Source organism: Streptomyces echinatus, assembly GCF_014203595.1.
GTDB classification, from domain to species: domain Bacteria; phylum Actinomycetota; class Actinomycetes; order Streptomycetales; family Streptomycetaceae; genus Streptomyces; species Streptomyces echinatus.
This window is the reverse complement of record NZ_JACHJK010000007.1, coordinates 126,491-150,173: the sequence shown is the minus strand read 5'-3', so window position 1 is coordinate 150,173 and position 23,683 is coordinate 126,491. Positions and strand designations below refer to the sequence as shown.

The 23,683-nt window shown below is 72.7% G+C and carries 23 protein-coding genes; 19 read left to right on the top strand and 4 right to left on the bottom strand.

The window, feature by feature from the left end; translation table 11 throughout:
• Positions 1 to 106: 106 nt before the first annotated feature.
• The 14 genes from fbaA (at position 107) to FHS34_RS20445 (ending at position 15,556) form a co-directional block, all read left to right on the top strand.
• Complete coding sequence (gene fbaA / locus FHS34_RS20510; RefSeq protein WP_184967499.1) at positions 107 to 1,129, top strand: class II fructose-bisphosphate aldolase; 1,023 nt, start codon at positions 107 to 109, stop codon at positions 1,127 to 1,129.
• 63 nt (positions 1,130 to 1,192) lie between these two features.
• Positions 1,193 to 2,647: an MFS transporter gene (locus tag FHS34_RS20505; protein ID WP_184967497.1), complete on the top strand. Its 1,455-nt coding sequence runs from the start codon at positions 1,193 to 1,195 to the stop codon at positions 2,645 to 2,647.
• A gap of 241 nt (positions 2,648 to 2,888) precedes the next feature.
• Positions 2,889 to 3,302: a DUF3151 domain-containing protein gene (locus FHS34_RS20500; RefSeq protein ID WP_184967495.1), complete on the top strand. Its 414-nt coding sequence runs from the start codon at positions 2,889 to 2,891 to the stop codon at positions 3,300 to 3,302.
• A 281-nt stretch (positions 3,303 to 3,583) separates the two neighbouring features.
• Positions 3,584 to 4,432, top strand: coding sequence for a tryptophan 2,3-dioxygenase family protein (locus FHS34_RS20495; protein ID WP_184967493.1), 849 nt, complete (start codon positions 3,584 to 3,586; stop codon positions 4,430 to 4,432).
• Entirely contained in the window at positions 4,425 to 5,618 is a 1,194-nt protein-coding gene (gene kynU, locus FHS34_RS20490) for a kynureninase (RefSeq protein WP_184967491.1), read from the top strand. The genes FHS34_RS20495 and kynU overlap by 8 nt, the downstream gene beginning before the upstream one ends.
• Before the next feature lie 195 nt (positions 5,619 to 5,813).
• Positions 5,814 to 6,746 (top strand): alpha/beta hydrolase family protein, encoded by a 933-nt coding sequence (locus tag FHS34_RS20485; protein WP_184967489.1) that lies wholly within the window; start codon positions 5,814 to 5,816, stop codon positions 6,744 to 6,746.
• A 160-nt stretch (positions 6,747 to 6,906) separates the two neighbouring features.
• Positions 6,907 to 8,043 carry an alpha/beta hydrolase gene (locus FHS34_RS20480; protein WP_184967487.1) on the top strand — a complete coding sequence of 379 codons (1,137 nt, stop codon included), beginning with the start codon at positions 6,907 to 6,909 and terminating at the stop codon, positions 8,041 to 8,043.
• The gene (locus FHS34_RS20475; protein WP_225817462.1) at positions 8,036 to 9,283 is read left to right on the top strand and encodes an acyltransferase family protein; all 1,248 of its coding nucleotides are present in this window, start codon (positions 8,036 to 8,038) and stop codon (positions 9,281 to 9,283) included. The genes FHS34_RS20480 and FHS34_RS20475 overlap by 8 nt, the downstream gene beginning before the upstream one ends.
• On the top strand, positions 9,276 to 10,652 hold the full coding sequence (locus tag FHS34_RS20470) for a sensor histidine kinase (RefSeq protein WP_372478570.1): 1,377 nt from the start codon (positions 9,276 to 9,278) through the stop codon (positions 10,650 to 10,652). The genes FHS34_RS20475 and FHS34_RS20470 overlap by 8 nt, the downstream gene beginning before the upstream one ends.
• Positions 10,649 to 11,329 carry a response regulator gene (locus FHS34_RS20465; RefSeq protein WP_184967485.1) on the top strand — a complete coding sequence of 227 codons (681 nt, stop codon included), beginning with the start codon at positions 10,649 to 10,651 and terminating at the stop codon, positions 11,327 to 11,329. The genes FHS34_RS20470 and FHS34_RS20465 overlap by 4 nt, the downstream gene beginning before the upstream one ends.
• A gap of 116 nt (positions 11,330 to 11,445) precedes the next feature.
• Positions 11,446 to 12,798 (top strand): sensor histidine kinase, encoded by a 1,353-nt coding sequence (locus FHS34_RS20460; RefSeq protein ID WP_184967483.1) that lies wholly within the window; start codon positions 11,446 to 11,448, stop codon positions 12,796 to 12,798.
• Positions 12,795 to 13,460, top strand: a complete 666-nt coding sequence (locus FHS34_RS20455) for a response regulator (protein ID WP_184967481.1) — start codon at positions 12,795 to 12,797, stop codon at positions 13,458 to 13,460. The genes FHS34_RS20460 and FHS34_RS20455 overlap by 4 nt, the downstream gene beginning before the upstream one ends.
• A 194-nt stretch (positions 13,461 to 13,654) precedes the next feature.
• Positions 13,655 to 14,875: a cytochrome P450 gene (locus tag FHS34_RS20450; RefSeq protein WP_184967479.1), complete on the top strand. Its 1,221-nt coding sequence runs from the start codon at positions 13,655 to 13,657 to the stop codon at positions 14,873 to 14,875.
• 87 nt (positions 14,876 to 14,962) lie between these two features.
• Positions 14,963 to 15,556: a Uma2 family endonuclease gene (locus FHS34_RS20445; RefSeq protein ID WP_184967477.1), complete on the top strand. Its 594-nt coding sequence runs from the start codon at positions 14,963 to 14,965 to the stop codon at positions 15,554 to 15,556.
• 29 nt (positions 15,557 to 15,585) lie between these two features.
• Here FHS34_RS20445 and FHS34_RS20440 read toward each other — a convergent pair whose 3' ends face one another.
• Positions 15,586 to 17,097 carry an APC family permease gene (locus FHS34_RS20440; protein WP_184967475.1) on the bottom strand — a complete coding sequence of 504 codons (1,512 nt, stop codon included), beginning with the start codon at positions 17,095 to 17,097 and terminating at the stop codon, positions 15,586 to 15,588.
• A 126-nt stretch (positions 17,098 to 17,223) separates the two neighbouring features.
• A complete protein-coding gene (locus FHS34_RS20435) occupies positions 17,224 to 18,063 on the bottom strand; it encodes a diacylglycerol kinase family protein (protein WP_184967473.1) in 840 nt (279 codons plus the stop codon).
• Positions 18,064 to 18,260: 197 nt separating this feature from the next.
• Here FHS34_RS20435 and FHS34_RS20430 point away from each other — a divergent pair, with 197 nt between their 5' ends.
• From FHS34_RS20430 to FHS34_RS20410, 5 genes are all read left to right on the top strand, one after another.
• Entirely contained in the window at positions 18,261 to 19,544 is a 1,284-nt protein-coding gene (locus FHS34_RS20430) for an adenylosuccinate synthase (protein WP_184967471.1), read from the top strand.
• A gap of 84 nt (positions 19,545 to 19,628) precedes the next feature.
• A complete protein-coding gene (locus FHS34_RS20425) occupies positions 19,629 to 19,856 on the top strand; it encodes a hypothetical protein (RefSeq protein ID WP_184967469.1) in 228 nt (75 codons plus the stop codon).
• 126 nt (positions 19,857 to 19,982) lie between these two features.
• A complete protein-coding gene (locus FHS34_RS20420) occupies positions 19,983 to 20,432 on the top strand; it encodes a hypothetical protein (protein ID WP_184967467.1) in 450 nt (149 codons plus the stop codon).
• Between the two features lie 91 nt (positions 20,433 to 20,523).
• Positions 20,524 to 21,186: a hypothetical protein gene (locus FHS34_RS20415; protein ID WP_184967466.1), complete on the top strand. Its 663-nt coding sequence runs from the start codon at positions 20,524 to 20,526 to the stop codon at positions 21,184 to 21,186.
• Between the two features lie 11 nt (positions 21,187 to 21,197).
• Complete coding sequence (locus FHS34_RS20410) at positions 21,198 to 21,962, top strand: hypothetical protein (protein WP_184967463.1); 765 nt, start codon at positions 21,198 to 21,200, stop codon at positions 21,960 to 21,962.
• 131 nt (positions 21,963 to 22,093) lie between these two features.
• Here the strand turns inward: FHS34_RS20410 and FHS34_RS20405 are convergent, their stop codons facing one another.
• Both FHS34_RS20405 and FHS34_RS20400 read right to left on the bottom strand, forming a co-directional pair.
• Positions 22,094 to 22,744, bottom strand: a complete 651-nt coding sequence (locus tag FHS34_RS20405; RefSeq protein ID WP_184967461.1) for a putative DNA-mimic protein — start codon at positions 22,742 to 22,744, stop codon at positions 22,094 to 22,096.
• Between the two features lie 112 nt (positions 22,745 to 22,856).
• Entirely contained in the window at positions 22,857 to 23,552 is a 696-nt protein-coding gene (locus tag FHS34_RS20400; RefSeq protein ID WP_184967459.1) for a GntR family transcriptional regulator, read from the bottom strand.
• Positions 23,553 to 23,683: the final 131 nt, after the last annotated feature.

Sequence of the window (23,683 nt, the reverse complement as noted above, 5' to 3'; positions counted from 1 at the left end):
CTGCGCCCCAGGTCTGGAAAGATGGGGCCGACGATGACGTCACCCCCAAGGTCTAGGTCAGGGCCGTAACGCAGCACGTCAACCCGCACACTCAAGGAGCGGACACATGCCCATCGCAACCCCCGAGGTCTACAACGAGATGCTCGACCGGGCGAAGGCAGGCAAGTTCGCCTACCCGGCCATCAACGTCACGTCCTCGCAGACCCTGAACGCGGCCCTGCGCGGCTTCGCGGAGGCGGAGAGCGACGGCATCGTCCAGATCTCGACGGGTGGTGCCGAGTTCCTCGGCGGCCAGTACAGCAAGGACATGGTGACCGGCGCGGTCGCGCTCGCCGAGTTCGCGCACATCATCGCCGAGAAGTACCCGGTCAACATCGCCCTGCACACCGACCACTGCCCGAAGGACAAGCTCGACGGGTACGTCCGGCCGCTGATCGCGCTCTCCAAGAAGCGCGTCGAGGCCGGTCTCCCCCCGCTGTTCCAGTCCCACATGTGGGACGGCTCCGCCGAGACCCTCGCCGACAACCTGGAGATCGCGCAGGAGCTGCTGGAGCAGGCCCGCGCCGCGAAGATCATCCTCGAGGTGGAGATCACCCCGACCGGCGGCGAGGAGGACGGCGTCTCGCACGAGATCAACGACTCCCTCTACACCACGGTCGAGGACGCGATCCGCACCGCCGAGGCCCTCGGCCTCGGTGAGAAGGGCCGCTACCTGCTGGCCGCCTCCTTCGGCAACGTGCACGGCGTGTACAAGCCGGGCAACGTCGTCCTCCGTCCCGAGCTGCTGAAGGAGCTGGCCGACGGCGTCGCCGCCAAGTTCGGCAAGGCCGCTCCGTTCGACTTCGTCTTCCACGGCGGCTCCGGCTCCACCGAGCAGGAGATCCTCACCGCGCTGGAGAACGGCGTCGTGAAGATGAACATCGACACGGACACCCAGTACGCCTTCACCCGTCCGGTCGCCGCCCACATGTTCAAGAACTACGACGGCGTCCTGAAGGTCGACGGCGAGGTCGGCGACAAGAAGACGTACGACCCGCGCACCTGGGGCAAGCTGGCCGAGGCCTCCATGGCCGAGCGTGTCGTGCTCGCCACGCAGAACCTGCGCTCGGCGGGCAACAAGATCAAGTAAGCGGTGCCCCACGGCGGGCCCGGCGGCTGTCCAGGCCGCCGGGCCCGCTGTATACCTGGGGGCATGCCCGATGTCCGGCTGGCCTCGCGCCAGGGCAGGTGGATCCTCCTCACGACGGTCCTCGGCTCCAGCATGGCCCTGCTGGACTCCACCGTCGTCAACGTCGCCCTTCCGCGCATCGGCCAGGACCTGGACGCGAGCCTGGCCGCCCTGCAGTGGACGGTCAACGCGTACATGGTCACGCTGGCCGGCCTGATCCTGCTGGGCGGCTCGCTGGGGGACCGCTACGGCCGCCGGAAGATCTTCGTGATCGGGGTCGTCTGGTTCGCGGCGGCCTCCCTGTTGTGCGGCCTCGCCCCGAACTCCGTCGTACTGATCGCGGCGCGGGCGCTGCAGGGCATCGGCGGGGCCCTCCTCACCCCCGGCTCCCTCGCCCTCATCCAGGCGTCCTTCCACCCCGACGACCGCAGCCGGGCCGTCGGCTTCTGGTCCGGCTTCGGGGGGATCGGCGCGGCGGTCGGCCCGTTCCTCGGCGGCTGGCTGGTGGCCGGGCCCGGCTGGCGGTGGGTGTTCCTGCTCAACGTGCCGCTGGCGCTGCTGTGCGTGCCGGTCGCCCTGCGGCATGTGCCGGAGTCCGCCGACACCCGCGCCCACGGCCGCTTCGACATCCTGGGTGCGGCGCTCGGTGCGCTGTCCCTCGCCCTGCTGACGTACGCGCTCATCGAGGCACGCGGCGGAAGCCCGGCGGTGCCCCTGACCGGGGCGGCGGGGGTGGCGGCGGCCGTGGCCTTCGTCTTCGTGGAGCGGCACCGCCCGGACCCGATGCTGCCGCCGGACATCTTCGCCTCGCGCCAGTTCACCGCGGTCAACCTGGTCACGCTGTGTGTCTACGCGGCCTTCGGCGGCTTCTTCTTCCTCACCGCGCTCCAGCTGCAGGTGGTGGCCGGGTACTCGCCGCTCGCCGCGGGTACGGCCCTGCTTCCCACCACGGTCCTGATGCTGCTGTTCTCGTCCCGCTCGGGCGCCCTGGCGGACCGCACCGGCCCGCGGCTGCCGCTCACGGCCGGCCCTCTGCTCTGCGCGGCGGCGATGCTGCTGATGCTGCGGGTGGGGCCCGGCGCCGACTACCTCACGGACGTCCTGCCCGCCCTGCTGATCATGGGCGCCGGCATGGTCACCCTGGTCGCGCCCCTGACGGCCACGGTCCTGGCCTCGGTGGACGCCACCCGGGCGGGTCTGGCCAGCGGCATCAACAACGCGGCGGCGCGGGCCGCGGGTCTGGTGGCCGTGGCGGCGCTGCCGCTGCTGACGGGGATGGGGCCGGAGGCGTACCGGTCGCCCACGGCGTTCGACGCGGCGTTCGACCGGGCCATGCCGATCTGCGCGGGGGTGCTGGTGCTGGGCTCGGCACTGGCCTTCGCGCTGGTCCGCCGGCCCGCACCGGGCTGCCGGCGGCCCGAGTGCAGGCAGCACGGCTGCGTGACGGCTCCGCCGCTGGAGGCCGGGGGGCGCGGCTAGGGGCTCCGCCGGTGGGCCGGGTGGGGGCCGGGGTGTGCGTGGGGTTCGTCGTGGGTTGCCGGGCGCCGTGTCCGGGGTGCGTGGGGTTCGTCGTGGGTGTCCGGGCGCCGTGCCCGGGTGCGGGTGGGTCGTGGCCGGTCGCGCAGTTCCCCGCGCCCCTGGGTGGGTGTGGTGGCGTCGGCTGTGTGGTGTGGGGCCCCGTGGCTGATCGAGTTGTGGGGCCGTGCGCCAGACTGAAGTCATGACGATGCATGAGAACCTCCTCGGCGGTCCGCCCCCGACCCACCTCCCCGACGAACCGGAGCCCCGCGAGCTGCTCGCCCAGGGCACGGCGCCGGCGGACGTCGCCGCCAAGTACCCCACCTCCTCCCTCGCCTGGGCCCAGCTGGCCGACGAGGCGTTCGAGCGGGGCGCGGCCGTGGAGTCGTACGCCTATGCCCGTACGGGCTACCACCGGGGCCTGGACGCCCTGCGCCGCAACGGCTGGAAGGGCCACGGCCCGGTGCCGTGGGAGCACGAGCCGAACCGCGGCTTCCTGCGCGCCCTGCACGCCCTCGCCCGCGCCGCGCAGGCGATCGGCGAGCAGGCGGAGTACGAGCGCTGCGCGCAGTTCCTGAAGGACTCCTCCCCGACGGCCGCCCAGACCCTGGGCTGACCCGGAGGGCTGTCCCCCCGGCCCGGCCCGCCCGGCGACAGGCGGGCCGGGCCGGTGACGACAGCCGCCGCGCGCTGCTCGTGACGGCCCCGGCGGTGCGTCGGCGTCCGTCCTCGGTCCCGCTCGGCCGGGGTGTGAGATTTCACCGCAACGGCCCGTCCGCGGACGGGCGGGCCTTGCCGTATCCGGGGGCATTGCGGAGGATGCGGGGTGGGGACCGGGGCCCCCGTGCCGGCATCGGCAGGGGCGGACCGCTACCCGTAGCAACACAGGAGACAGCGATGTCCCAACAGGCTCACCCCCCTTTCGAGGCCGCTGAGCCCGAGACCCCGAACCTGGACTTCGCGGGGACGACGCCGTACGAGGACTACGTCAAGGCGGACGTGCTCACCCACCTCCAGCACACCCTCTCCGACGACCCCGGAGAGATGGTCTTCCTGGTGACCACCCAGGTCATGGAGCTGTGGTTCACGGTGATCGTGCACGAGTGGGAGACGGCCGCGCAGGCGCTCCGCTCGGACCGGGTGCCGGCCGCGATCGCCGCGCTGAAGCGGTCCGTGCGGGAGCTGGAGGCGCTGAACGCCTCGTGGAAGCCGCTCGGCCAGCTCACCCCGGCCCAGTTCAACGCCTACCGGAGCGCGCTCGGCGAGGGCTCCGGCTTCCAGTCGGCGATGTACCGGCGGCTGGAGTTCCTGCTCGGGGAGAAATCCGCGTCGATGCTGGTGCCGCACCGCGGCGCCCCGCGCGTCCACGCGGAACTGGAGAAGGCACTGCACGAGCCCAGCCTGTATGACGAGGTGGTACGGCTCCTCGCGCGCCGCGGCCACGACATCCCCGCGTCCGTGCTGCAGCGGGACGTCTCGCTGCGGTACGAGCCGGCGGAGGCGGTGGAGGCCGCCTGGACCGCGGTCTACGCCGGCGACGAGAGCGACGAACTCGCCCGGCTCGGCGAGGCGTTGACGGACGTGGGCGAGCTGGTGTGGCGCTGGCGCAACGACCACCTGGTCGCCACCCGGCGCGCGATGGGCGCGAAGGCCGGCACGGGCGGCTCCGCCGGCGTCGCCTGGCTGGAGAAGCGCGCCCGCAAGAACGTCTTCCCGGAGCTGTGGACGGCGAGGTCCCATGTCTGAGACCACCCTGCGGGCCGAGAAGGCCGGGAAACTGGACGAGGCGGACGAGCTGGCGGCCCTGCGGGAGCGCTTCGTCCTCGACGACGTGGTCTATCTGGACGGCAACTCCCTGGGCGCCCTCCCCGCGAACGTCCCCGACCGGGTGGCGGACGTCGTCCGCCGCCAGTGGGGCGAGCTGCGCATCCGTTCCTGGGACGAGAGCGGCTGGTGGACGGCGCCCGAGCGGATCGGCGACCGGATCGCCCCGTTGGTGGGCGCGGCACCCGGCCAGATCGTCGTCGGCGACTCGACGAGCGTCAACGTCTTCAAGGCACTCGTGGCGGCGGTCCGCATGGCGGACGGGAGCCGTGACGAGATCCTGGTGGACGCGACGACCTTCCCCACGGACGGCTACATCGCCGAGTCGGCGGCCCGGCTCACCGGCCGCACCCTGCGCGCGGTGACCCCGGCCGAGGTGCCTCAGGCGCTGGGCGAGCGCACGGCCGCGGTGCTGCTCAACCACGTCGACTACCGCACCGGCCGGCTGCACGACCTCCCGGCGCTCACCGCCGCGATCCGGGCCCGCGGCGCCCTCGCGGTCTGGGACCTGTGCCACAGCGCGGGCGCCCTGCCGGTCGGCCTGGACGAGCACGGCGTCGACCTCGCCGTCGGCTGCACCTACAAGTACCTCAACGGCGGCCCGGGTTCGCCGGCGTTCCTGTACGTGCGCAGGGAGCACCAGGACCGCTTCGACTCGCCGCTGCCCGGCTGGAACTCCCACGCCGAGCCCTTCGGCATGACCCCCGCCTACACCCCGGCACCGGGCGCCCTGCGCGGCCGGGTCGGCACGCCGGACATCCTCTCCCTGCTGGCCCTGGAGGCGGCGCTGGAGGTCTGGGACGGGGTGTCCGTCGACGCCGTGCGGGCCAAGTCCCTCGCGCTGACGGACTTCTTCCTGGAGTGCGTCGAGGCGTACACCGAGCCGGGCCGGGTGGAGTGCCTGACCCCCGCACGGCACGAGGAGCGGGGCAGCCAGATCGCCCTGCGCTGCCCGGACGCCGGCGAGGTGATGAAGCGCCTGATCGCCCGGGGCGTGGTGGGTGACTTCCGCAGTCCCGACGTCCTCCGCTTCGGCTTCACCCCGCTGTACGTGGGATTCCGTGACGTGGAGCGGGCGGCCCGGATCCTGCGGGACGAGCTGCTCTAGCGGGAGTGCGGGGGCCGGGGAGCCGGGCCGGGCGTCCCGGCCCCCGCACCGGCCCCCGCGGCCCACGGCACCGTCTGACCTCACCGTGCGTGACATCCGCGTGTCCCCGCACGTCACCGGCCTGATACCGTCCCCGCCAACGGCCGAATCGTCACCTGGTCCGTCAAACCCGTTCCTTCGCTGAGAGGTTGGAGCATGCCGGACGACGCCGCGGCTGCCCGCGCCGCCGCTGAAGAGGAGTCGGCCTTCTCGCACTCCCCGGTCGACCCCGATGCCACCGCCGCGTACGGTGACCACCCCGACCAGGTGATCGACTTCTACGCCCCCCGATCCGGCCCGGAGTCCGCCGCCCCCGCCTCCTTCGCCCCGCTGGTCGTCGTCCTGCACGGCGGCGCGTGGCGCGCCCGCTACGACCGCCGGCACATCACCCCGTTCGCGGACTACCTGGCCCGCAGGGGCTTCGCGGTGGCCAACGTCGAGTACAGACGGGGTGGCGAGCCGCTGATCCCGGGACAGCAGGCGGGACCGGAGTCCGACGGCTGCGGGGGCGCCGGCGGCACACCGCCCGCCGGGCGCTGGCCCGACACCTTCGACGACGTCGCGGCGGCCCTGGACGCCCTTCCGGCGCTGGTCCGTGAGGCGCTCCCGCAGGCGGATCCCCGCCGTACGGTGCTGACCGGCCACTCGGCCGGCGGTCACCTGGCCCTGTGGGCGGCGGCCCGGCACGTCCTGCCCGTGGACGCCCCCTGGCGCACCGACGGCCCGGCGCCGCTGCGCGGTGTCGTGGCGCTCGCCCCGATCGCGGACCTCGTGGTGGCGGAGAAGCTGGACGTCTGCGCGAACGCGTCCCTGCAACTCCTCGGCGGGCAGGACCGCTTCGCCGAACGCCGGCCGTACGCGGACCCCGCGCTGCTGCTGCCGACGGGCATCGCCACGACCCTCGTCCAGGGCCGTGACGACCTGGACGTGCCGCATCAGGTGGCCGAGGCGTACGCGGAGGCGGCGGCGAAGGCGGGGGAGATGGTCGGGCTGACGCTCCTGGAGGACGTCGGCCACTTCCCGCTGATCGACCCGGCGGCGGACGCCTGCGCGGTGGTGGCCGAGGAGATCGCCCAACTGGCCTGGTGAGCAACCGGGTCCGGCCGCCCGGGCGGAGCCCGGTGATACCCGTAGTACCTGAGAGCTACGCGCCAGGACAGCTCCCTGGCGGGACGCCGACGACAGGCGCCCGTTCCTAACTTCCTTCTCGGACACGCCCGATGACCGGGCCCACCGAAAGGAAGCCACCATGGGGCAAGTCCCACCACTCAACGAGACCGCCCAGTCCCGGCCTCCGGCGGCGGCCGCGCCCCGCGGGGGCCACCCGCACCCGACGACGAAAGCCGCACGGGTGGTGCGGGTGGGAGACCGGATCCGGCCGAGGGCCGGACATCCACGCACCGGCCCGCACCCGCAGACGCACCCCCACCCCCGGCGCCACCCCCTCCGCCTCCTCCTCGCCGCCCTCCTCACCGCCGCCGTCGTCGTCCCCCTCGCCGGCGCCGCCCGCCCCCCGATCCCGGCCCCACCACCCCCCGCCCTTCCCACTCTGTCCTCCTCGACCCTGCACACCGTGTACGCGGCGAACCGCGCCAACGCCGCCCGGGCCGCCCACATGGCCGCCGCACACGCCGCCCCGCACCGCTCCGCCGCGGACCGCGCCCTCGCCGCCCCGTCCCGCCACCTCCTCGCCTTCGACGGCCGGGGCGCCGGCCGGGCCACGGAGGTCCTCGGCGACCTCGCCCACGCGCACCACATCGCGGTGCTGGTCCCCGGCTCGGACACCTCCCTGGACACCTACGCCCGTTTCCACCGCACCGCCGCGTCCCTGTACGCGGACCTCACCCACCGCGCCGCCCCCGGCACCCCCGTCGCCGTCGTCGCCTGGCTCGGCTACGAGACGCCGGCCACGGTCAGCACCACGGTGACCACCACCACCCGCGCCGACGAAGCCGCCCCCCGCCTGCGCGCCTTCGTACGCCACCTGCGCGCCGCGGCCCCCGCCACGGCCCACGTCTCCCTGCTCTGCCACTCCTACGGCTCCGTGGTCTGCGGCCGCGCCGCCCCCGGCCTGGCCGCGGACGACATCGCCCTGATCGGCAGCCCGGGCAGCGGAGCGGACTGCGCCGCCGCCCTGCACACCCGCGCCCGCGTATGGGCCGCCCGCGGCAGCGACGACTGGGTCGGGCACGTCCCGCACGTCCGTACCGGCCTCTTCGGCACCACCGTCGGCTTCGGTGCCGACCCCGTCTCCGCCGCCTTCGGCGCCCGGGTCTTCGACGCGGCCGGCGCCGGCCACAGCGGCTACTTCACCCCGGGCTCGGCCTCGCTCGCCAACCTCGCCCGGATCACCCTCGACGAGCCGTCGGAGGTGACCCGTGCCTGAGCGGACCCCGGTCACCCGCGCCCCGCGCCGCGCACTGCACGCGATCCGGCAGGGCGCCCATCGCGTGGACGCCGCCACCCCCGCCTCCCGCGACCGTGCCGTCGACGCCCTGCGGGCCCTCGCGGTCCTCGGTGTCGTCCTCGGCCACTGGCTGGTCACCGCCCTGGTCGCGCAGGACGGCGCCCTCCACACGGACAGCCCGCTGCGGCACCTGCCCCGGCTGGCCCCGGTCTCCTGGCTCTTCCAGACCCTGGCCGTGTTCTTCCTGGTCGGCGGCCATGTGGCGGTCCGCGGCCTGGCCACGGCCCGCACGCGGGGCGACTCCTACGCCCGCTGGCTGCGGGCCCGGCTGGCCCGGCTGCTCCGCCCGGCCGCGGCGCTCGTGGCCCTGTGGTCGGTGACCGCCACCGCCCTGCTCCTCACCGGCGCACCCCTGGCGACCGTCCACACCCTGGTGAAACTCGCGCTGTCCCCGCTGTGGTTCCTGCTGGTCTTCGCCGTGCTGACCGCCGCCACCCCGCTCGTCGCCCGGCTCAACCCGCTCTGGCCGCTCGCCGTCGTCCTCCACGTGGACCTGTTCCGTTTCGGCCTGCACCTCGGCCCGTCCTGGCTCGGCTGGATCAATCTGGCCGCCGGCTGGCTGGTCCCCTACACCCTGGGAGCGGCCTGGGCCCGGGGCGAACTGCGCAGCCGCCGCTCGGCCCTGGTCCTCCTCGTCGGCGGTACGGCGGCCACCGCGCTCCTCGTCGGCTGCGCGGGCTACCCGGTGTCCATGGTCGGCGTCCCCGGCAGCGCCGTCTCCAACCTGAACCCGCCGACGCTGGCGGCCGTCACCTTCGGACTGGCCCAGTGCGGCCTGGCGCTCCTGCTGCGCGACCGGCTGCGCCGTACGGCGGCCCGCCCCCTCGTCTGGGCGGCCGTGACCCTCGTCAATCTCTCCGCCATGACGATCTACCTCTGGCACCAGACGGCCCTGATGGCCACGACGACCACCGCCCTCACGGCCGGCCGCCTCCCCGGACTGCACACCCTCCCCGACGGCCCGGGCTGGGTCGCGGCCCGGCTCCTCTGGCTGCCGGTGTTCGGCCTGGTCCTGGCGGTGTGCCGGACGGCGTTCCGCTCCGCCGAACAGGGGCGCCGCCGCGGTACCCGCGGCACCGGCGGGGGGCGGTCGCGGGTGGTGCGCGTGCACCGGACCGCGGACCCGGGCACCGGGCGGGCGGCCCGCCGTGTTGTCTAGGGTGGTCCGGGTGACGGGAACGGGGGGCCGCCAGGTGTTCATGCCGCTCGGGGACCGGGCCCGGCGCTGGCTGCGGGTCCTGCGCGACGACCTGTGGAACGCCGAGGTGGATCCGCTGCCCGCCTTCCGGTGGCTGCGCCGGGTGCCGCACGGTCTGCTGTGTGTGGCCGCGTTCGCGATCACCTTTGGTGCCGTGGCGCAGCTCACCGGCGAGGCGCACGTCGACTCCGAGCCGGCCTTCCTGGTCGGTCTCGCGCAGGGCGGCGCTGTCGTCCTCGCGCTGAGGCGGCCCGTCCCGGGCTGGTGGCTGTCCATGGCGGGCACCGTCGTGGGCGCCGTCGCGGTCCACGAGCGGATGGGCACGACCGGGCACACGTTCACCTGGCCCTGGAGCCCGGCCGGCATCATCGCGCACCTGCTCGTCCTGCTGCTGCTGGCGCTGCGCAGGCGCACCCGGGTGTCGGTCGAGGCGCTGGCCCTGACCGCGCTGGTCACCTACCTCCTGCAGGGCGTGTGGGGCGGGCTGCGCTACGACCCGACCGGTGTCGTCGCGGTGGTGCTGTCCGCGGTCGTCGTGCTGCTCGGCTTCGCCCTGCGCGGCCGGCGGGAGGCGCGTGCCGAACTCGTCGAGCAGGCGACCCTCACCGCCGAGGAGCGCGACCGCCGCACCCTGCTGGAGGAGCGCAGCCGTATCGCGCGGGAACTGCACGACGTGGTCGCCCACCACATGTCGGTGATCTCCATCCAGGCCCAGGTGGCCCCCCACCTCGTGGAGAACCCCTCCGGGGAACTGCTGGAGAACCTCACCGGCATCCGCGACAACGCGCTGGAGGCGCTCACCGAGCTGCGCCGGGTGCTCGGCGTGCTGCGCTCCGAGAACCCTGAGGACCCCTACGGGCTGGGAGCCCCTGGCACCGGAGCGGCCCCGGACGCCCCCCAGCCCACCCTCGACCGGCTCGACGCGCTGATCGAGAACACCCGCGCGGCCGGGCTGGACGTGACCGCCGAGGCCGTGGGCGAGGTGCGGCCGTACGCCCCGGGCGTGGAGCTGTCGGCGTACCGGATCGTGCAGGAGGCGCTGAGCAACGCCCTGCGGCACGCGCCGGACTCCCGGGTGCGCGTCGAGGTCGGGCACTTCCCGGACGGGCTGCACCTGACGGTGGAGAACTCCCCGCCGCGGCACCCCGTCCCGCCCTCGCCGGGAGCCGGACACGGGCTGCTCGGCATGCGCGAGCGGGCGGTGATGCTCGGCGGCCGGCTCGTCGCGAACGGCACCGCGGGCGGTGGCTTCAGCGTCACGGCGTTCCTCCCCGGCGACCTCACCCCGCCCCCGCCCGACCACCCCCCGACAGGAGCGAAGACCCCATGACGAGCGGCAGCGGCGGCATCCGCGTACTCATCGCCGACGACCAGCAGATGGTCCGGCAGGGCTTCACCGTGCTGCTCAACGCCCAGCCCGGCATCGAGGTGGCCGGACAGGCGGTGGACGGCCTGGACGCGATCGCCCGGACCGCGGAACTGGCCCCGGACGTGGTGCTGATGGACATCCGGATGCCGGAGCTGGGCGGCATCGAGGCGACCCGCCGGATCACCGCGGAACACACCGCCGTCAGGGTGCTGGTGCTGACCACGTTCGACCTGGACGAGTACGTGTACGAGGCGCTGCGGGCGGGGGCCGCCGGCTTCCTGCTCAAGGACGCCTCCGCGGACCAGCTGGCCGAGGCGGTGCGCGTCGTGGCCGCGGGCGACGCCCTGCTGGCCCCGGGCATCACCCGGCGCCTCATCGCGGAGTTCTCCCGCCTGGACGGCGGCGGCCGGGCCCCGCTCAAGCGGCGCGTCGGCGATCTCACGGAGCGGGAGACGGAGGTGCTGGCGCTGATAGCGCAGGGCCTGTCGAACGCGGAGATCGCCGGGCGGCTGGTGGTGGCCGAGCAGACCGTGAAGACGCACGTGGGCCGGATCCTGGTGAAACTGGGTCTGCGCGACCGCACCCAGGCGGCGGTCTTCGCCTACGAGTCCGGCCTGGTCCGCCCCGGCGGCCGCTGACCCCGGCTCCCTCCCGCGTCCGGGGTCCCGCGCCGCCCGTAGTACCTGAGGGGGACCCCGCAGGACCCCTCTCCAAGGGGACGACCCTGATCCCGCCCGCGCCTACCGTTGCCCCTGTGACCGAGACGACGCACACGCAGACGACCCCGCCGGAGGCGGCCGGCAGGCCGCGCAGCCCGGAGTTCCGGCTGGTCGTCGACGCCTTGCGGGGGCTGCGGCAGGACCTGTTCCACGGCGCGTTCGCCTACCGCCCGATGCCCCGCATGGCCGTCGACGGCCCGCTCACCCGCCATCTGACCGGCCGCGCGCGGGAGTACGCGTCCTGGACCCCGCACGCGCTGGTGGCCGCCGCCGGCGTGGTGGCGGTGCTCGCCGAGGCGGCCAGCCTCTCCGAGGGCAGGGCGACCCAGCTGGTGTCCGCGTTCCTCGTGCTGGTCCCGGTGCTGCTGACCCTGGCGCGTCCGGTCGGCGCGTTCTGGCTGTCACTCGCGGCGACGGCGGTCACCTCGGCGGTCGGTGACAGCTGGTCCAGCTGGCCGTGGCTGCCGGGGAGCTTCGTCTCCCACCTGGTGGTGCTCACGGTCGTGGCGATACGCACCCGGCCGCGCACCGCCGCCTGGATGTGGCTGCTGACCACGCTGTACGGCGTCTGGTCGGTGACCGTGTTCGGCGGGGACCACTACGACACCGACGCGGCGCCGATGAGCATCCTCTCGGCGCTGATCCTGCTGGCCGTCACCGTCCGGCACACCCGCCGGGAGGCCCGGCAGGAGGTGACCGCCCAGCAGACCGTGACCGAGCACGAGCGGTCGCGCCGCACCCTGCTGGAGGAGCGCACGACGATCGCCCGGGAGCTGCACGACGTGGTCGCCCACCACATGTCGGTGGTCGCGATCCAGGCCGAGGCCGCACCGTACCGGGTGGAGAATCCGCCGCCGGAGCTGGAGAAGGCGTTCGCCACCATCCGGGAGAACGCGGTGGCGGCCCTGACCGAGCTGCGCCGGGTGCTCGGGGTGGTCCGCGCGGAGAACTACGAGGCCCCGGACGCCCCGCAGCCCACCCTGGCCGACCTGGACGGCCTGCTCGCCAATGTGCGCGGGGCCGGCCTGGAGGTGGAGAAGGCGGTGACCGGGGCGGTGCGGGAGCTGCCGCAGGGGGTCGAGCTGTCGGCGTACCGGATCGCGCAGGAGGCGCTGAGCAACACCCTGCGGCACGCCCCGGGCGCGAGCGCCCGGGTCGAGATCGGCTACGTCCTCGGCGGTCTGGGCCTGCGCGTGGTCAACGGGCCGCCGCCGGCCCCGCACCTGATCAAGGCGTCGCCCGGCGCCGGGCACGGCGTCACGGGCATGCGGGAGCGCGTCTCGATGCTGAACGGCGAGATGACGGCGGCCCCGACGGCCGAGGGAGGCTATGAGGTGACGGTGTTCCTGCCGGTGCCGACGGCCACGGGCACCGAGGACGAGGCATGACGATCCGGGTACTGATCGCGGACGACCAGATGATGGTCCGCGAGGGCTTCTCGGTGCTGCTGAACGCGATGCCGGGCATCGAGGTCGTCGGCGAGGCCGTCAACGGCCGGGAGGCGGTCGAACGGGTGCGGGAACTCGCCCCGGACGTCGTCCTGATGGACATCCGCATGCCGGAGCTGAACGGGATCGAGGCGACCCGGGAGATCGTCGCCGCGGACGAGACGGCGAAGGTGCTGGTGCTGACCACGTTCGACCTCGACGAGTACGTCTACCAGGCCCTGCGCGCGGGAGCCTCCGGCTTCCTCCTCAAGGACGCCTCGGCACGCCAACTGGCCGACGGTGTGCGGGTGGTGGCGGCGGGCGAGGCCCTCCTGGCGCCCTCGGTCACGAAGCGCCTGATCACGGAGTTCTCCCGGCTGGCGGACACGCCCCGCCTGCTGCCGGCGGCCCGGGCGGCGTACGGCGAGCTGACGGAACGGGAGACGGAGGTGCTGGTCCTCATCGCGCAGGGCCTGTCCAACGCGGAGATCGCCGGCCGCCTGGTCGTCGCGGAGTCGACGATCAAAACCCACGTGAGCCGCGTCCTGGTCAAACTCGGCCTGCGCGACCGCACCCAGGCGGCGGTCTTCGCCTACGAGGCCCGCCTGGTGACGCCCGGCTGAGGCAACGTCACCTTCCCAGAAGGATCACGGACGGACATTGAGATCACGCCGCACGTCGGTACGGGCCCGTTCCGGCTCGGTACGGGCTTCGACGCGGGCTGGTCGCCGACAAGATCGCACCCTGAAGACCGCAGTCCGAAGGACGCGGAAACCCGCCCCTGGTCAGACGCGGGCGTACGGGTTAGCGTCCCCGCATGGCAGGCCCCATCGACCTCGCTTTCGATCCCTGGGACCCGGAGTTCCTCGCGGACCCGTACCCCGCCTACGCCGGGCTGCGGGCGCGCGGACGGGTGGTCCGGTACGAGCCGACGGACCAGTGGCTGGTCCCGCACCACGCGGACGTCTCGGCGCTGCTGCGGGACCGCCGGCTCGGGCGGACGTACCAGCACCGGTTCACGCACGAGGAGTTCGGCCGGACGGCGCCGTCGCCGGCGCACGAGCCGTTCCACACCCTCAACGACCACGGCATACTCGACCTGGAGCCGCCGGACCACACCCGGATCCGGCGCCTGGTGTCGAAGGCGTTCACCCCGCGCACGGTGGAGCGGCTGAAGCCGTATGTGCACGGCCTGGCGAACGAGCTGGTGGGCAAGCTGGTGGAGGCCGGCGGCGGTGATCTGCTGACCGACGTGGCCGAACCGCTGCCGGTGGCCGTGATCGCCGAGATGCTGGGCATCCCGGAGGCGGACCGGGGGCCGCTGCGCCCGTGGTCGGCGGCCATCTGCGGGATGTACGAGCTGAACCCGTCCGAGGACACGGCGGCCCGGGCGGTGCGGGCGTCGGTGGAGTTCTCGGACTATCTGCGCGAACTGATCGCCGAGCGCCGCAAGGAGCCGGGGGAGGACCTGATCTCCGGGCTGATCGCGGCGCACGACGAGGGGGACCGCCTCACGGAGCAGGAGATGATCTCCACGGCGGTGCTGCTCCTGAACGCCGGTCACGAGGCGACCGTCAACGCCACGGTGAACGGCTGGTACGCCCTGTTCCGCAACCCCGGCCAGCTCGCGGCCCTGCGCGCCGACCACTCCCTGGTCCCCTCCGCGATCGAGGAGCTGATGCGGTACGACACCCCGCTCCAGCTCTTCGAACGCTGGGTCCTGGACGACATCGAGATCGACGGTACGACGATCCCCCGGGGCGCGGAGATCGCCATGCTCTTCGGCTCCGCCAACCACGACCCGGCAGTCTTCCGGGACCCCGGGCGGCTCGATCTCACCCGCGAGGACAACCCGCACATCTCCTTCAGCGCCGGCATCCACTACTGCATCGGAGCACCGCTGGCCCGCATCGAGCTGGCGGCCTCGATGACGGCCCTGTTGGAACGGGCCCCGACCCTGACCCCGGCCGCCGACCCCCGCCGCAAGCCCAATTTCGTGATCCGCGGCCTGGAGGGTCTGCCGGTCGAACTGAGGTGATCACCCGTTCGGCTGATCACCGGACGCTCTCGGCCGATTCCCGTCGGGGCCTTGCCACGCTGGTGCCCGCCTGAGAAGGGAGGCACCATGACGGTTATGGCAGAGCGCGTGTCATCTCAGATGTCGGTGGACATGTTCGAGCGGATCGCCGAGTTCGCCGCTCGTGAGGACGAGACCGTCGGTTTCGAGTTCATCGACGGACGGATCGGGGTCAAGAAGGTGACGAACGGCAACCACGACGAGATCACGATGTGGTTGGTCTTCCGGTGCAAGCACGCGCGGCCCGAGCTCACCCTGTACCCGGACCGTGGGTTGAAGGTGGGGGCGTACCGCAACGGTCGCGCCAGGCCGGACGGGGTGCTTGCACCGGCGGGTCACTTCACGGGAAAGGGCAACTGGGCGGATCCTCAAGGCGTACTGATGACGGTCGAGATCACATCGCACGATTCGGACACCCACAGTCGTGATCGAGTCGAGAAGCCACGGGCTTACGCCGAAGCAGGTATCCCCGTACACCTGCTGATCGACCGTGAGAATCTCTCGATCCTCGTGCACAGCAATCCGGACCTGGAGGTCGGGTACCGGGACGTCCATGTGGCCAGACTCGGCGGCACGATCACCCTCCCCGACCCCGTCGGCATCGAACTCGACACCGAGGATCTGAAGCCCTACGCGGACTGACGCCAGGCATCCCGCCGCGCGGCGGAGCGTCATCTTTCCTTTGTCTCCTCCAGGACCGTCCGGCCCAGCAGGGCGTAGCGGTCGGGGGAGCGGCGCTTGAGGTACTGGGCACAGCCGATGCCGGTGGCCGCCACCAGTGCCACCAGCCACGGGGTCGCCTTCAGCACCAGCGAGCCCGACTCCGGCCCGGCCGCCGCCCCCATGTTGGACACCAGCAGCACGACCACGGCGAGCATCGCGACACCGCCGACGAGCGGTGCGGTGAAGGTGCGGAACCAGTGCCGGCTCTCGGGGTGGTGGGAGCGGAAGTACACCAGCACCGCGAAGGAGCACACGGCCTGGACGACGAGGATCGCCATGGTGCCGAGGATGGCGAGCAGGACGTACGTACCGGTGTAGGGATCCTTGCCCGCGGCCCAGAACGCGCCGATCAGCACCGCGCTGACGGCCGTCTGCACCAGCCCGGCGATGTGCGGGGAGCCGTGCCGGGCGTGGGTGCGGCCGATGGTGCCGCGGAGCGACGGCAGGACGCCCTCCCGCCCCAGCGCGTACAGATAGCGGGCGGCGCAGTTGTGGAAGGCCATGCCGCAGGCCAGTGAGCCGCTGATCATCAGCCACTGCATGACGTCGACCGCCCAGTGGCCGACGTAGCGCTCGGTGGGGCCGAAGAACATCGCGAGCGGGTTGGCGGAGGACGCGGCCCGCACGGCCTCCGCCTCGCCGTTGCCGGTGATGGCCATCCAGGAGACGAGGACGTAGAAGACGCCGACGCCCAGCACGCTGATCATCGTCGCCTTCGGGATGATCTTCTTCGGGTCGCGGGACTCCTCGCCGTACATCGCCGTCGACTCGAAGCCGACCCAGGACCAGAAGGCGAAGAAGAGCCCGAGTCCCGCGGAGGTGCCCTTGAAGGCGTTGACCGGGTCGACCGGTGCGAAGGTGAACCCGTGCGGCCCGCCCCCGTGCAGGGCGACGGACACCGCCATGGCCGCCAGCACGGTGACCTCGGTCGCGAGCAGCGCCACCAGCAGCTTCTCGGCGACGCTGACCCCGAACCAGGTGCCGGTGGCATTGATCGCCAGCATCAGCACGGCGAAGGCCCACCAGGGCACGTGCACACCCGTCTGGTCCTTGAGGGTGGTGGTGGCGAAGGTGGAGAAGATCCCGATCAGCGCCGGTTCGAAGACGGCGTAGGCGAAGGTCGCGAGCAGACCGGAGGCGAGGCCGACGGTGCGGCCGAGCCCGTACGAGATGAATCCGTAGAAGGCGCCCGTGGACGTGATGTGCTTCGCCATCGACGTGAAACCCACGGAAAAGATTGCCAGTACGACCATTGCCACGAGATAGCTCGCGGGTGCCCCGACGCCATTGCCGGACGACACCATGAAGGGCACGTTGCCGGTCATCGCGGTGATCGGCGCGGCGGTGGCGACCGCCATGAACACCACGCCCAGCAGTCCTACGGCATTGGGTTTCAGCCGGTGAACCGTTGTGTCGTCGCCGCTCTCGGTCGCCGGGGCGACGCCCTCGTCCACAGCCATGGGGTGGCCCCCTCCGTGTCCCGTCCATACGTACTGATGGAGCAGGATGGTGGACGAAGGGTGCCCTCGGGAAGGGGTCGGCCAGGTTAAATATTTGTCACCAGACCTTTAGGCGGGATGTGCGGGTCATCGGCCGGCGGGCAGGACGAGCCCCCAGGCCCCCTCCGCCACCCGCCAGGTCCGTCTGCGCACCGGGCCGGAGACCGCCGCGTCCGCCCGGTAGCGGAAGTCCGCCCCGGTGACCGTCACCGAGCGGCCGGAGGCCAGCAGCGGGGTCGCCTCCGCGCCCACCGACAGCGGCCGTACCTCCACCGAGGCCACCCCGTCCGTGCCCGGCGTCACCGACACCGTCACCACCGGCTGGTCCAGATCGACCACCGTCCGCCCGTCGACCTCCACCCGCAGCCGGGCCGCGCACGGGGAGGGCACGGCGGGCAGCCGGGCGGGACGGGAGGCCAGGGTGCGGACCAGGGAGCGGTACCAGGGCCGGCCCGAGGCGATCGGCACGGGCCGGGCGGCGACCGCACGCCCCGGCGCCGGTGGAATGCCCAGCGCCCCCAGCACCACCCCGTCGCTGTCGTCGACCAGCAGGTCCAGGCGCCGCTCGGCACCGTCCAGGACCGCCCGCGCCGCCGCCACCGCCCCGCCGGGCACCCCGAGCGACTCCGCGAGCGCGGTGTCCCCCACCGGCACCACCGACAGCGCGCACCCGGCCAGCTCCCGCTGCCGGTGCAGCAGGGTGACGGCGCGGACCAGGGCCCGGCCGTCACCGATCACGACCGGCCGCCGGGACCCCCTGCGGTCCAATGCGCGGGCGAATTCCTCCGGTCCCTCAGGGAGGCACAGCTTGGCCGCCGCACCCGCGCTGAGCACGTCTTTCGCGATTCGTACGGACTCTCCGTCCGTCTGCCGTGCCGCCGGATCGATGATCACCAGCAGCTGATCGGACGTCGCGAAAGTCGCCACCTCGGTCCTGCCTCGCTTCCTCGGGTAGCATCTTTGTGCAAGAGCCCCTTGCGCTATTGCGCCAGGGGCTTCGTCTATTCCGGGGCATCCGGTCCGACGGTTGTGCGACCAAAGGCGGTCGCGGTGGTACGCGGCGGTGAACCTTACGCCCACGCCCCCGACCTTGGACATGCCCCGCCCGGAAGGGGTGTACGCGCGTGCCCGCACTTGTGCTGCTCGGTGCTCAGTGGGGTGACGAAGGCAAGGGAAAGGCGACGGACCTGCTCGGCGGCTCCGTCGACTATGTGGTGCGTTACCAGGGCGGTAACAACGCCGGCCACACGGTGGTCGTCGGCGATCAGAAGTACGCCCTGCACCTTCTCCCTTCCGGAATCCTGTCCCCCGGCTGTACGCCGGTCATCGGTAACGGCGTCGTCGTCGACCCGTCGGTCCTGCTCTCCGAGCTGAGCGGTCTGAACGAGCGTGGCGTCGACACGTCCAAGCTCCTGATCAGCGGAAACGCGCACATCATCACGCCGTACAACGTGACCGTCGACAAGGTGACGGAACGCTTCCTCGGCAAGCGCAAGATCGGTACGACCGGCCGCGGCATCGGCCCGACCTACGCGGACAAGATCAACCGCGTCGGCATCCGGGTCCAGGACCTGTACGACGAGTCGATCCTGCACCAGAAGGTGGAGGCGGCCCTCGACGTCAAGAACCAGGTCCTCACCAAGCTCTACAACCGGCGGGCCATCACCGCCGACCAGGTGGTCGAGGAGCTGCTGGGCTACGCCGAGCAGATCAAGCCGTACGTCGCCGACACGGTCCTGATCCTCAACCAGGCCCTGGAGGACGACAAGGTCGTGCTCTTCGAGGGCGGCCAGGGCACGCTGCTGGACATCGACCACGGCACGTACCCCTTCGTGACCTCCTCGAACCCGACCGCGGGCGGCGCGTGCACCGGCGCCGGCGTGGGCCCGACGAAGATCAGCCGTGTCATCGGCATCCTCAAGGCCTACACGACCCGCGTCGGCGCCGGTCCGTTCCCGACCGAGCTGTTCGACGAGGACGGCGAGGCGCTGCGCCGCATCGGCGGCGAGCGGGGCGTGACCACGGGCCGTGACCGCCGCTGCGGCTGGTTCGACGCCGTCATCGCCCGCTACGCGACCCGTGTGAACGGCCTGACCGACTTCTTCCTCACCAAGCTGGACGTGCTGACCGGCTGGGAGCAGATCCCGGTCTGTGTGGCCTACGAGATCGACGGCAAGCGCGTCGAGGAGCTCCCGTACTCCCAGACCGACTTCCACCACGCGAAGCCGGTCTACGAGACGCTGCCCGGCTGGTCCGAGGACATCAGCAAGGCGAAGTCCTTCTCCGACCTGCCGAAGAACGCCCAGAACTACGTGAAGGCGCTGGAGGAGATGTCCGGCGCCCCGATCTCCGCGATCGGCGTGGGCCCGGGCCGGGACGAGACGATCGAGATCAACTCGTTCCTGTAGGCACCCCGCGGCACCGCCCGCCGTCCGCCCTCCCCGGGCGCGACGGCGGGCGGTCCGTCGTCGTGCCCGGTGGACAATGGACGTATGGGCGTCCACCGGAGCGCGCTGTGCCGGGGGCCGTACGGCGGTGAGGGCCACCAGGCCGGCGGCACGGACTGCTCCGACCCGGCGGTCTTCGAGGTCGTCCGGCACAACAAGCCGCCGCTGCTCGTGTGCCCCGTGCACCTCGGCCCCGCCCTGCTCCTGGCGAGCGGGGTGCTGTGGCCCCCGGAGATCAGACTCATCGGCCGGGTCCCCGGCCTGCGCCCGTAGGGCGGCCGGCTGACCGAACCGCCCTCCCGGGCGACCGCCGCAGGACGACTGAACGTTCGACCGGCCTGCTGCGTCGGAGTGGTGCGGTGCGCGCTGTGCCGCAGGACCAGGGAGGAGAGCGTTCCGGTGACCCGTATCAGAAGCGCAGCCGTGGGAATGGCCGTAGCGGCGTCGGCCCTCGTCGCCTGTGGCGGCGGCGGACCGGCCCGGGGGGACCGTGGCCAGTCCGCCCCCGAGTGGGTCGCCTGCTCGACGACGATGGTCGTCGGCGACGTGGCGTCGGTGGCCGCCTCCCCGGGACGCAAGGGGCGCATTTCGGTGACGCTCGATGCCACCCAGTGGCTGAAACCGGCCCGGGGGCAGCGCCGGGTCACCCTCGACGTCGTCGACCCGGGTGCGACGGACGCCCGGCGCGCCGTAAAGGCCGGGCAGCACCTGCTTATCGCCGTACCCGAACGCGACGGCGTGGAGCCCGGTGTCTTCAGGGGCGAGGGGCTGCGGCTCGAGCGGGACCGGATCAAGAAGGCGCTGCACGCGGCGGGAAAGGTCAACTGCCCTTCGCCGTGGAAGAGTTGATACCTGTTCCGCATGTGAATGTGTGTTGCGTAAGTGGCCCCTGTGGTGCGCAATGGACATGCACCTGGCAACTTTCAAACACGGGGGAACCTTGACGCGTGCCTCACTGCGCCACGCCGGCCGGGCAGCCGGCGTGATCGCCCTCGCCTTCGGGGCCCTGCTCGCCACGGCCCAGCCCAGCCCCGCGGACGACGTCCCCACGGACGGCTCCGACGTCGAAGCGGCGCGGACCATTGACAACATCATCCCGACCAGCCACTACGACACGCCCTGCCGTAAGGGCATCCTCTGCCAGACCGACAACGCGCAGCTCACCTACTACATGGACTCCGGCGGCAGCAACGCGCTGGAGTCCGACGACAAGGCCACCGTCCGGTCCGTGCTCTCCCACGAGTACGGCTCCACCGACTTCTCCGTCAGCTACGACTCGACCCCATCCTGGTCGGGCGACTCCGAGACGGACATCTACTACAGCGAGGGGACGGTCTCCGGCAGCGACAACGGCTACACCTACTGCGAGAACGCCGCCCCGGGCATGTACAAGTGCGACCAGCAGTACGTGAAGATCGAGCCGGGCCACTGGTCCTCCGGCCTGGTCTGCCACGAGACCGGGCACGCCGTCGGCTTCGTGCACGGCGAGGACGCCTCTCCCGTGGTGGGGATGCAGGACTCCCGTCTGGGCTGCATGAAGAAGAACGTCGGCTCGGAAGGGCTCGGCGACAACAACCGGCGCAACATCAACAGCGTGTACTGACGGGGGCCCGGATGAGCAGAAGAACACGTACGGCGGCGATCGGTGCGGGAGCCGCACTCGCCGTGAGCGTGTGCGCCCTGGCCGCCGTGGCGCACAGCCGCCCCGCCGGGGACACGCACGCGCAGGACAAGGGGGTCATCCTCGCGGAGGGCAACGACCGTCACCCGTCCCGGACCGCCCGGGACTGGGTGACGTACGCGGACTACGCGGTGGTCGTCACGGCCCTGGACGACTCGGCGATCGAGCCGGACGCCGACGACCCCGACAACCCCGTGGGCGACTCGGGCCCGGTCATGCGCAAAGTCAGGCTGCGCGTCGACAAGATCCTCTGGTCCAAGGAGAAGCCGGCCCACGAGCCGCCGGCGGCGTTCGACTGGAACGCCTTCGGCTGGCACCAGGACGAGGACGGCGAGCGGATCGAGATGTCCGGCGCACACGAGCCGCGCATCGAGCCCGGGCACAGCTACGTCATGGCCCTGCAGTGGCAGGCGCCGCAGTGTCCGCCCGGGGACGACCCGGTCCCGGGCCAATGGCGCGGACTCGGCGACGAATCCACCATCCCCTACGATCAGGGCGTCCTCGGACAGGGCGAGTTCGAGGGCCGGACGCGGACGGCACCCGCCGCCGAGGAATCGGCCCTGCCCTCGGCCGACCCGAACTTCGGCCTCCGTGACGAACTCGTCGGCCGGAACGCCGAGGACCTCGCCGCGAAGCTGGGCGAGACGCAGCCGGGCACGCCGGAGACGGCCGGGGAGCCGGCGGACGCCTGCACCTGACGTCACCCTGCCTGTCGGTCGCCGGGAACCGCGTGGGCGACGAGAGCGGCCCACCCCCGCGGCAGAGGTGACCGGCAGGCGTCCCCGCAGGCCCTGCCGCGCGCGGGGGTGGCGGGGGGCGGGGCCGCAGCTCAGCTGAACACGATCATCGAGCCCTGGGCCAGGGACCGCGTCGCCGCCGCGTGCAGGCCGAGCCACACGTGGCGTTCGCGGGCGAAGGGGCTGGGGTCGTACGGCGCCGGGACGGCCGGCTCCTCCAGTTCGGTGGGGGCCGTCGGAGCGGCCGGGGCCGCCGGCGGGTTCGCCGGGTCGATGCCGATGGCCGGGGCGACGTACTGCAGTTCCCGGAGCAGCGTCTGCGCTGAGCCCAACGGGCCGCCGCCCGCGAGGAGTTCGTCGTTCGACAGCGGGTGCGGGAAGTCCACCGGGACGTACGCGCCCGCGTGGTCGTAGTGCCAGACCAGGTGGGACTGCTGGGCCGTGGACTCGAACATCTCCAGCAACTGCTCGTAGTCGCCGCCCAGTTCGTCCACCGGGGTCACCGGCAGCCCGCAGACCTGGAGCAGGTACGCCCGGCGCAGGAAGTGCAGGGCGTCGTAGTCGAAGCCGGCGACCGGGGCGACGTCACCGGACAGGCCCGGCATGTACTGGTACACCGGCACCGGCGGCAGGCCGGCCTCGGCCAGCGCCTTGTTGTACTGCGCGAGTTCCTCGGCGAAGGGGTTGTCCGGGGTGTGGCACAACACGTCCACGAGCGGTACCAGCCACAGGTCACAGGCCAAAAGAGGGCTCCTCGCATCGGCAGGCGCGTGGTCACGCACGGCAGCGGTCGGTCAGGGCAGGGTAGTCGGTGCGGCCTCGGGACGGCTCCCCCGTACGGGCCGTATCGGTCGTCTACCCGCCCGACAGGTGTTCCAGCAGCGCCAGCGAGTGGGCGTTGGCGGTGGCGATGATCGCGCGGGCGGCCTCGGCCTCGCGCCGGGCCAGCGCGTCGACCAGCTCGGTGTGCCCGGCCCAGAGCCGGCCGCGCAGGTCGGGCAGGCGCAGCAGGTACTGCACGGCGCAGACCCAGGACTGCACGCGCAGGCGGTGCAGGAAGTCGCCGAGGTAGGGGTTGCCGAACAGGGCGCTCAGCTCGCGCCAGAACCGGAGGTCGTAGCCGATCAGGATGGTGAGGTCGCCGGCGGCCGCGGCCCGCTGGGCCTCCTCGCCGCGGCGGCGCACGGTGGCCAGGGCCGCGGCCGTGCGCGGGTCCTCCGGCGAGGTCCGGAAGGCGGGGTGGCCGGAGGTGAGGGCCTGGAACATGCCGTCGGTGACCAGACTGCGGGCCTCGATCATGTTCCGGTAGTCGGTGACCGAGTACTCGGGCACCCGGAAGCCGCGGTGCTGGTCGGCCTCCAGGATGCCCTGCGCGGACAGGTCGACCAGCGCCTCGCGGACAGGGGTGGCGGAGACGCCGTACTGGTCGGCGATCTCCTTGACGGTGAACGCCCGGCCCGGGCGCAGCCGTCCCGCCAGCACCTCGTCACGGAGCGCGTCCGCGATCTGCTGGCGCAGGGTGCTGCGCGTCACGGTGCCGTTGCCGGGCATGGTCCGTGCCTCTCCTCACACGTCCGGGGGACGTACTCGTACGGACTCGCGATTCCCGCGGGCCCTCTTGCTTACGAGCACGTCACCTTACGCGTTCGGACGGGCCCGGCGGCAGGCTCGGCCCCGGCACC

Excerpts from the sequence above, each read along its gene's own strand:
- FHS34_RS20400 (WP_184967459.1), bottom strand. The coding sequence starts at position 23,552 with ATGCCCGGCAACGGCACCGTGACGCGCAGCACCCTGCGCCAGCAGATC.
- FHS34_RS20480 (WP_184967487.1), top strand. The coding sequence starts at position 6,907 with ATGGGGCAAGTCCCACCACTCAACGAGACCGCCCAGTCCCGGCCTCCG.
- FHS34_RS20500 (WP_184967495.1), top strand. The coding sequence starts at position 2,889 with ATGACGATGCATGAGAACCTCCTCGGCGGTCCGCCCCCGACCCACCTC.
- FHS34_RS20445 (WP_184967477.1), top strand. The coding sequence starts at position 14,963 with ATGACGGTTATGGCAGAGCGCGTGTCATCTCAGATGTCGGTGGACATG.
- FHS34_RS20425 (WP_184967469.1), top strand. The coding sequence starts at position 19,629 with ATGGGCGTCCACCGGAGCGCGCTGTGCCGGGGGCCGTACGGCGGTGAG.
- FHS34_RS20410 (WP_184967463.1), top strand. The coding sequence starts at position 21,198 with ATGAGCAGAAGAACACGTACGGCGGCGATCGGTGCGGGAGCCGCACTC.
- FHS34_RS20495 (WP_184967493.1), top strand. The coding sequence starts at position 3,584 with ATGTCCCAACAGGCTCACCCCCCTTTCGAGGCCGCTGAGCCCGAGACC.
- fbaA (WP_184967499.1), top strand. The coding sequence starts at position 107 with ATGCCCATCGCAACCCCCGAGGTCTACAACGAGATGCTCGACCGGGCG.
- FHS34_RS20505 (WP_184967497.1), top strand. The coding sequence starts at position 1,193 with ATGCCCGATGTCCGGCTGGCCTCGCGCCAGGGCAGGTGGATCCTCCTC.
- kynU (WP_184967491.1), top strand. The coding sequence starts at position 4,425 with ATGTCTGAGACCACCCTGCGGGCCGAGAAGGCCGGGAAACTGGACGAG.
- FHS34_RS20455 (WP_184967481.1), top strand. The coding sequence starts at position 12,795 with ATGACGATCCGGGTACTGATCGCGGACGACCAGATGATGGTCCGCGAG.
- FHS34_RS20465 (WP_184967485.1), top strand. The coding sequence starts at position 10,649 with ATGACGAGCGGCAGCGGCGGCATCCGCGTACTCATCGCCGACGACCAG.
- FHS34_RS20450 (WP_184967479.1), top strand. The coding sequence starts at position 13,655 with ATGGCAGGCCCCATCGACCTCGCTTTCGATCCCTGGGACCCGGAGTTC.
- FHS34_RS20440 (WP_184967475.1), bottom strand. The coding sequence starts at position 17,097 with ATGGCTGTGGACGAGGGCGTCGCCCCGGCGACCGAGAGCGGCGACGAC.
- FHS34_RS20485 (WP_184967489.1), top strand. The coding sequence starts at position 5,814 with ATGCCGGACGACGCCGCGGCTGCCCGCGCCGCCGCTGAAGAGGAGTCG.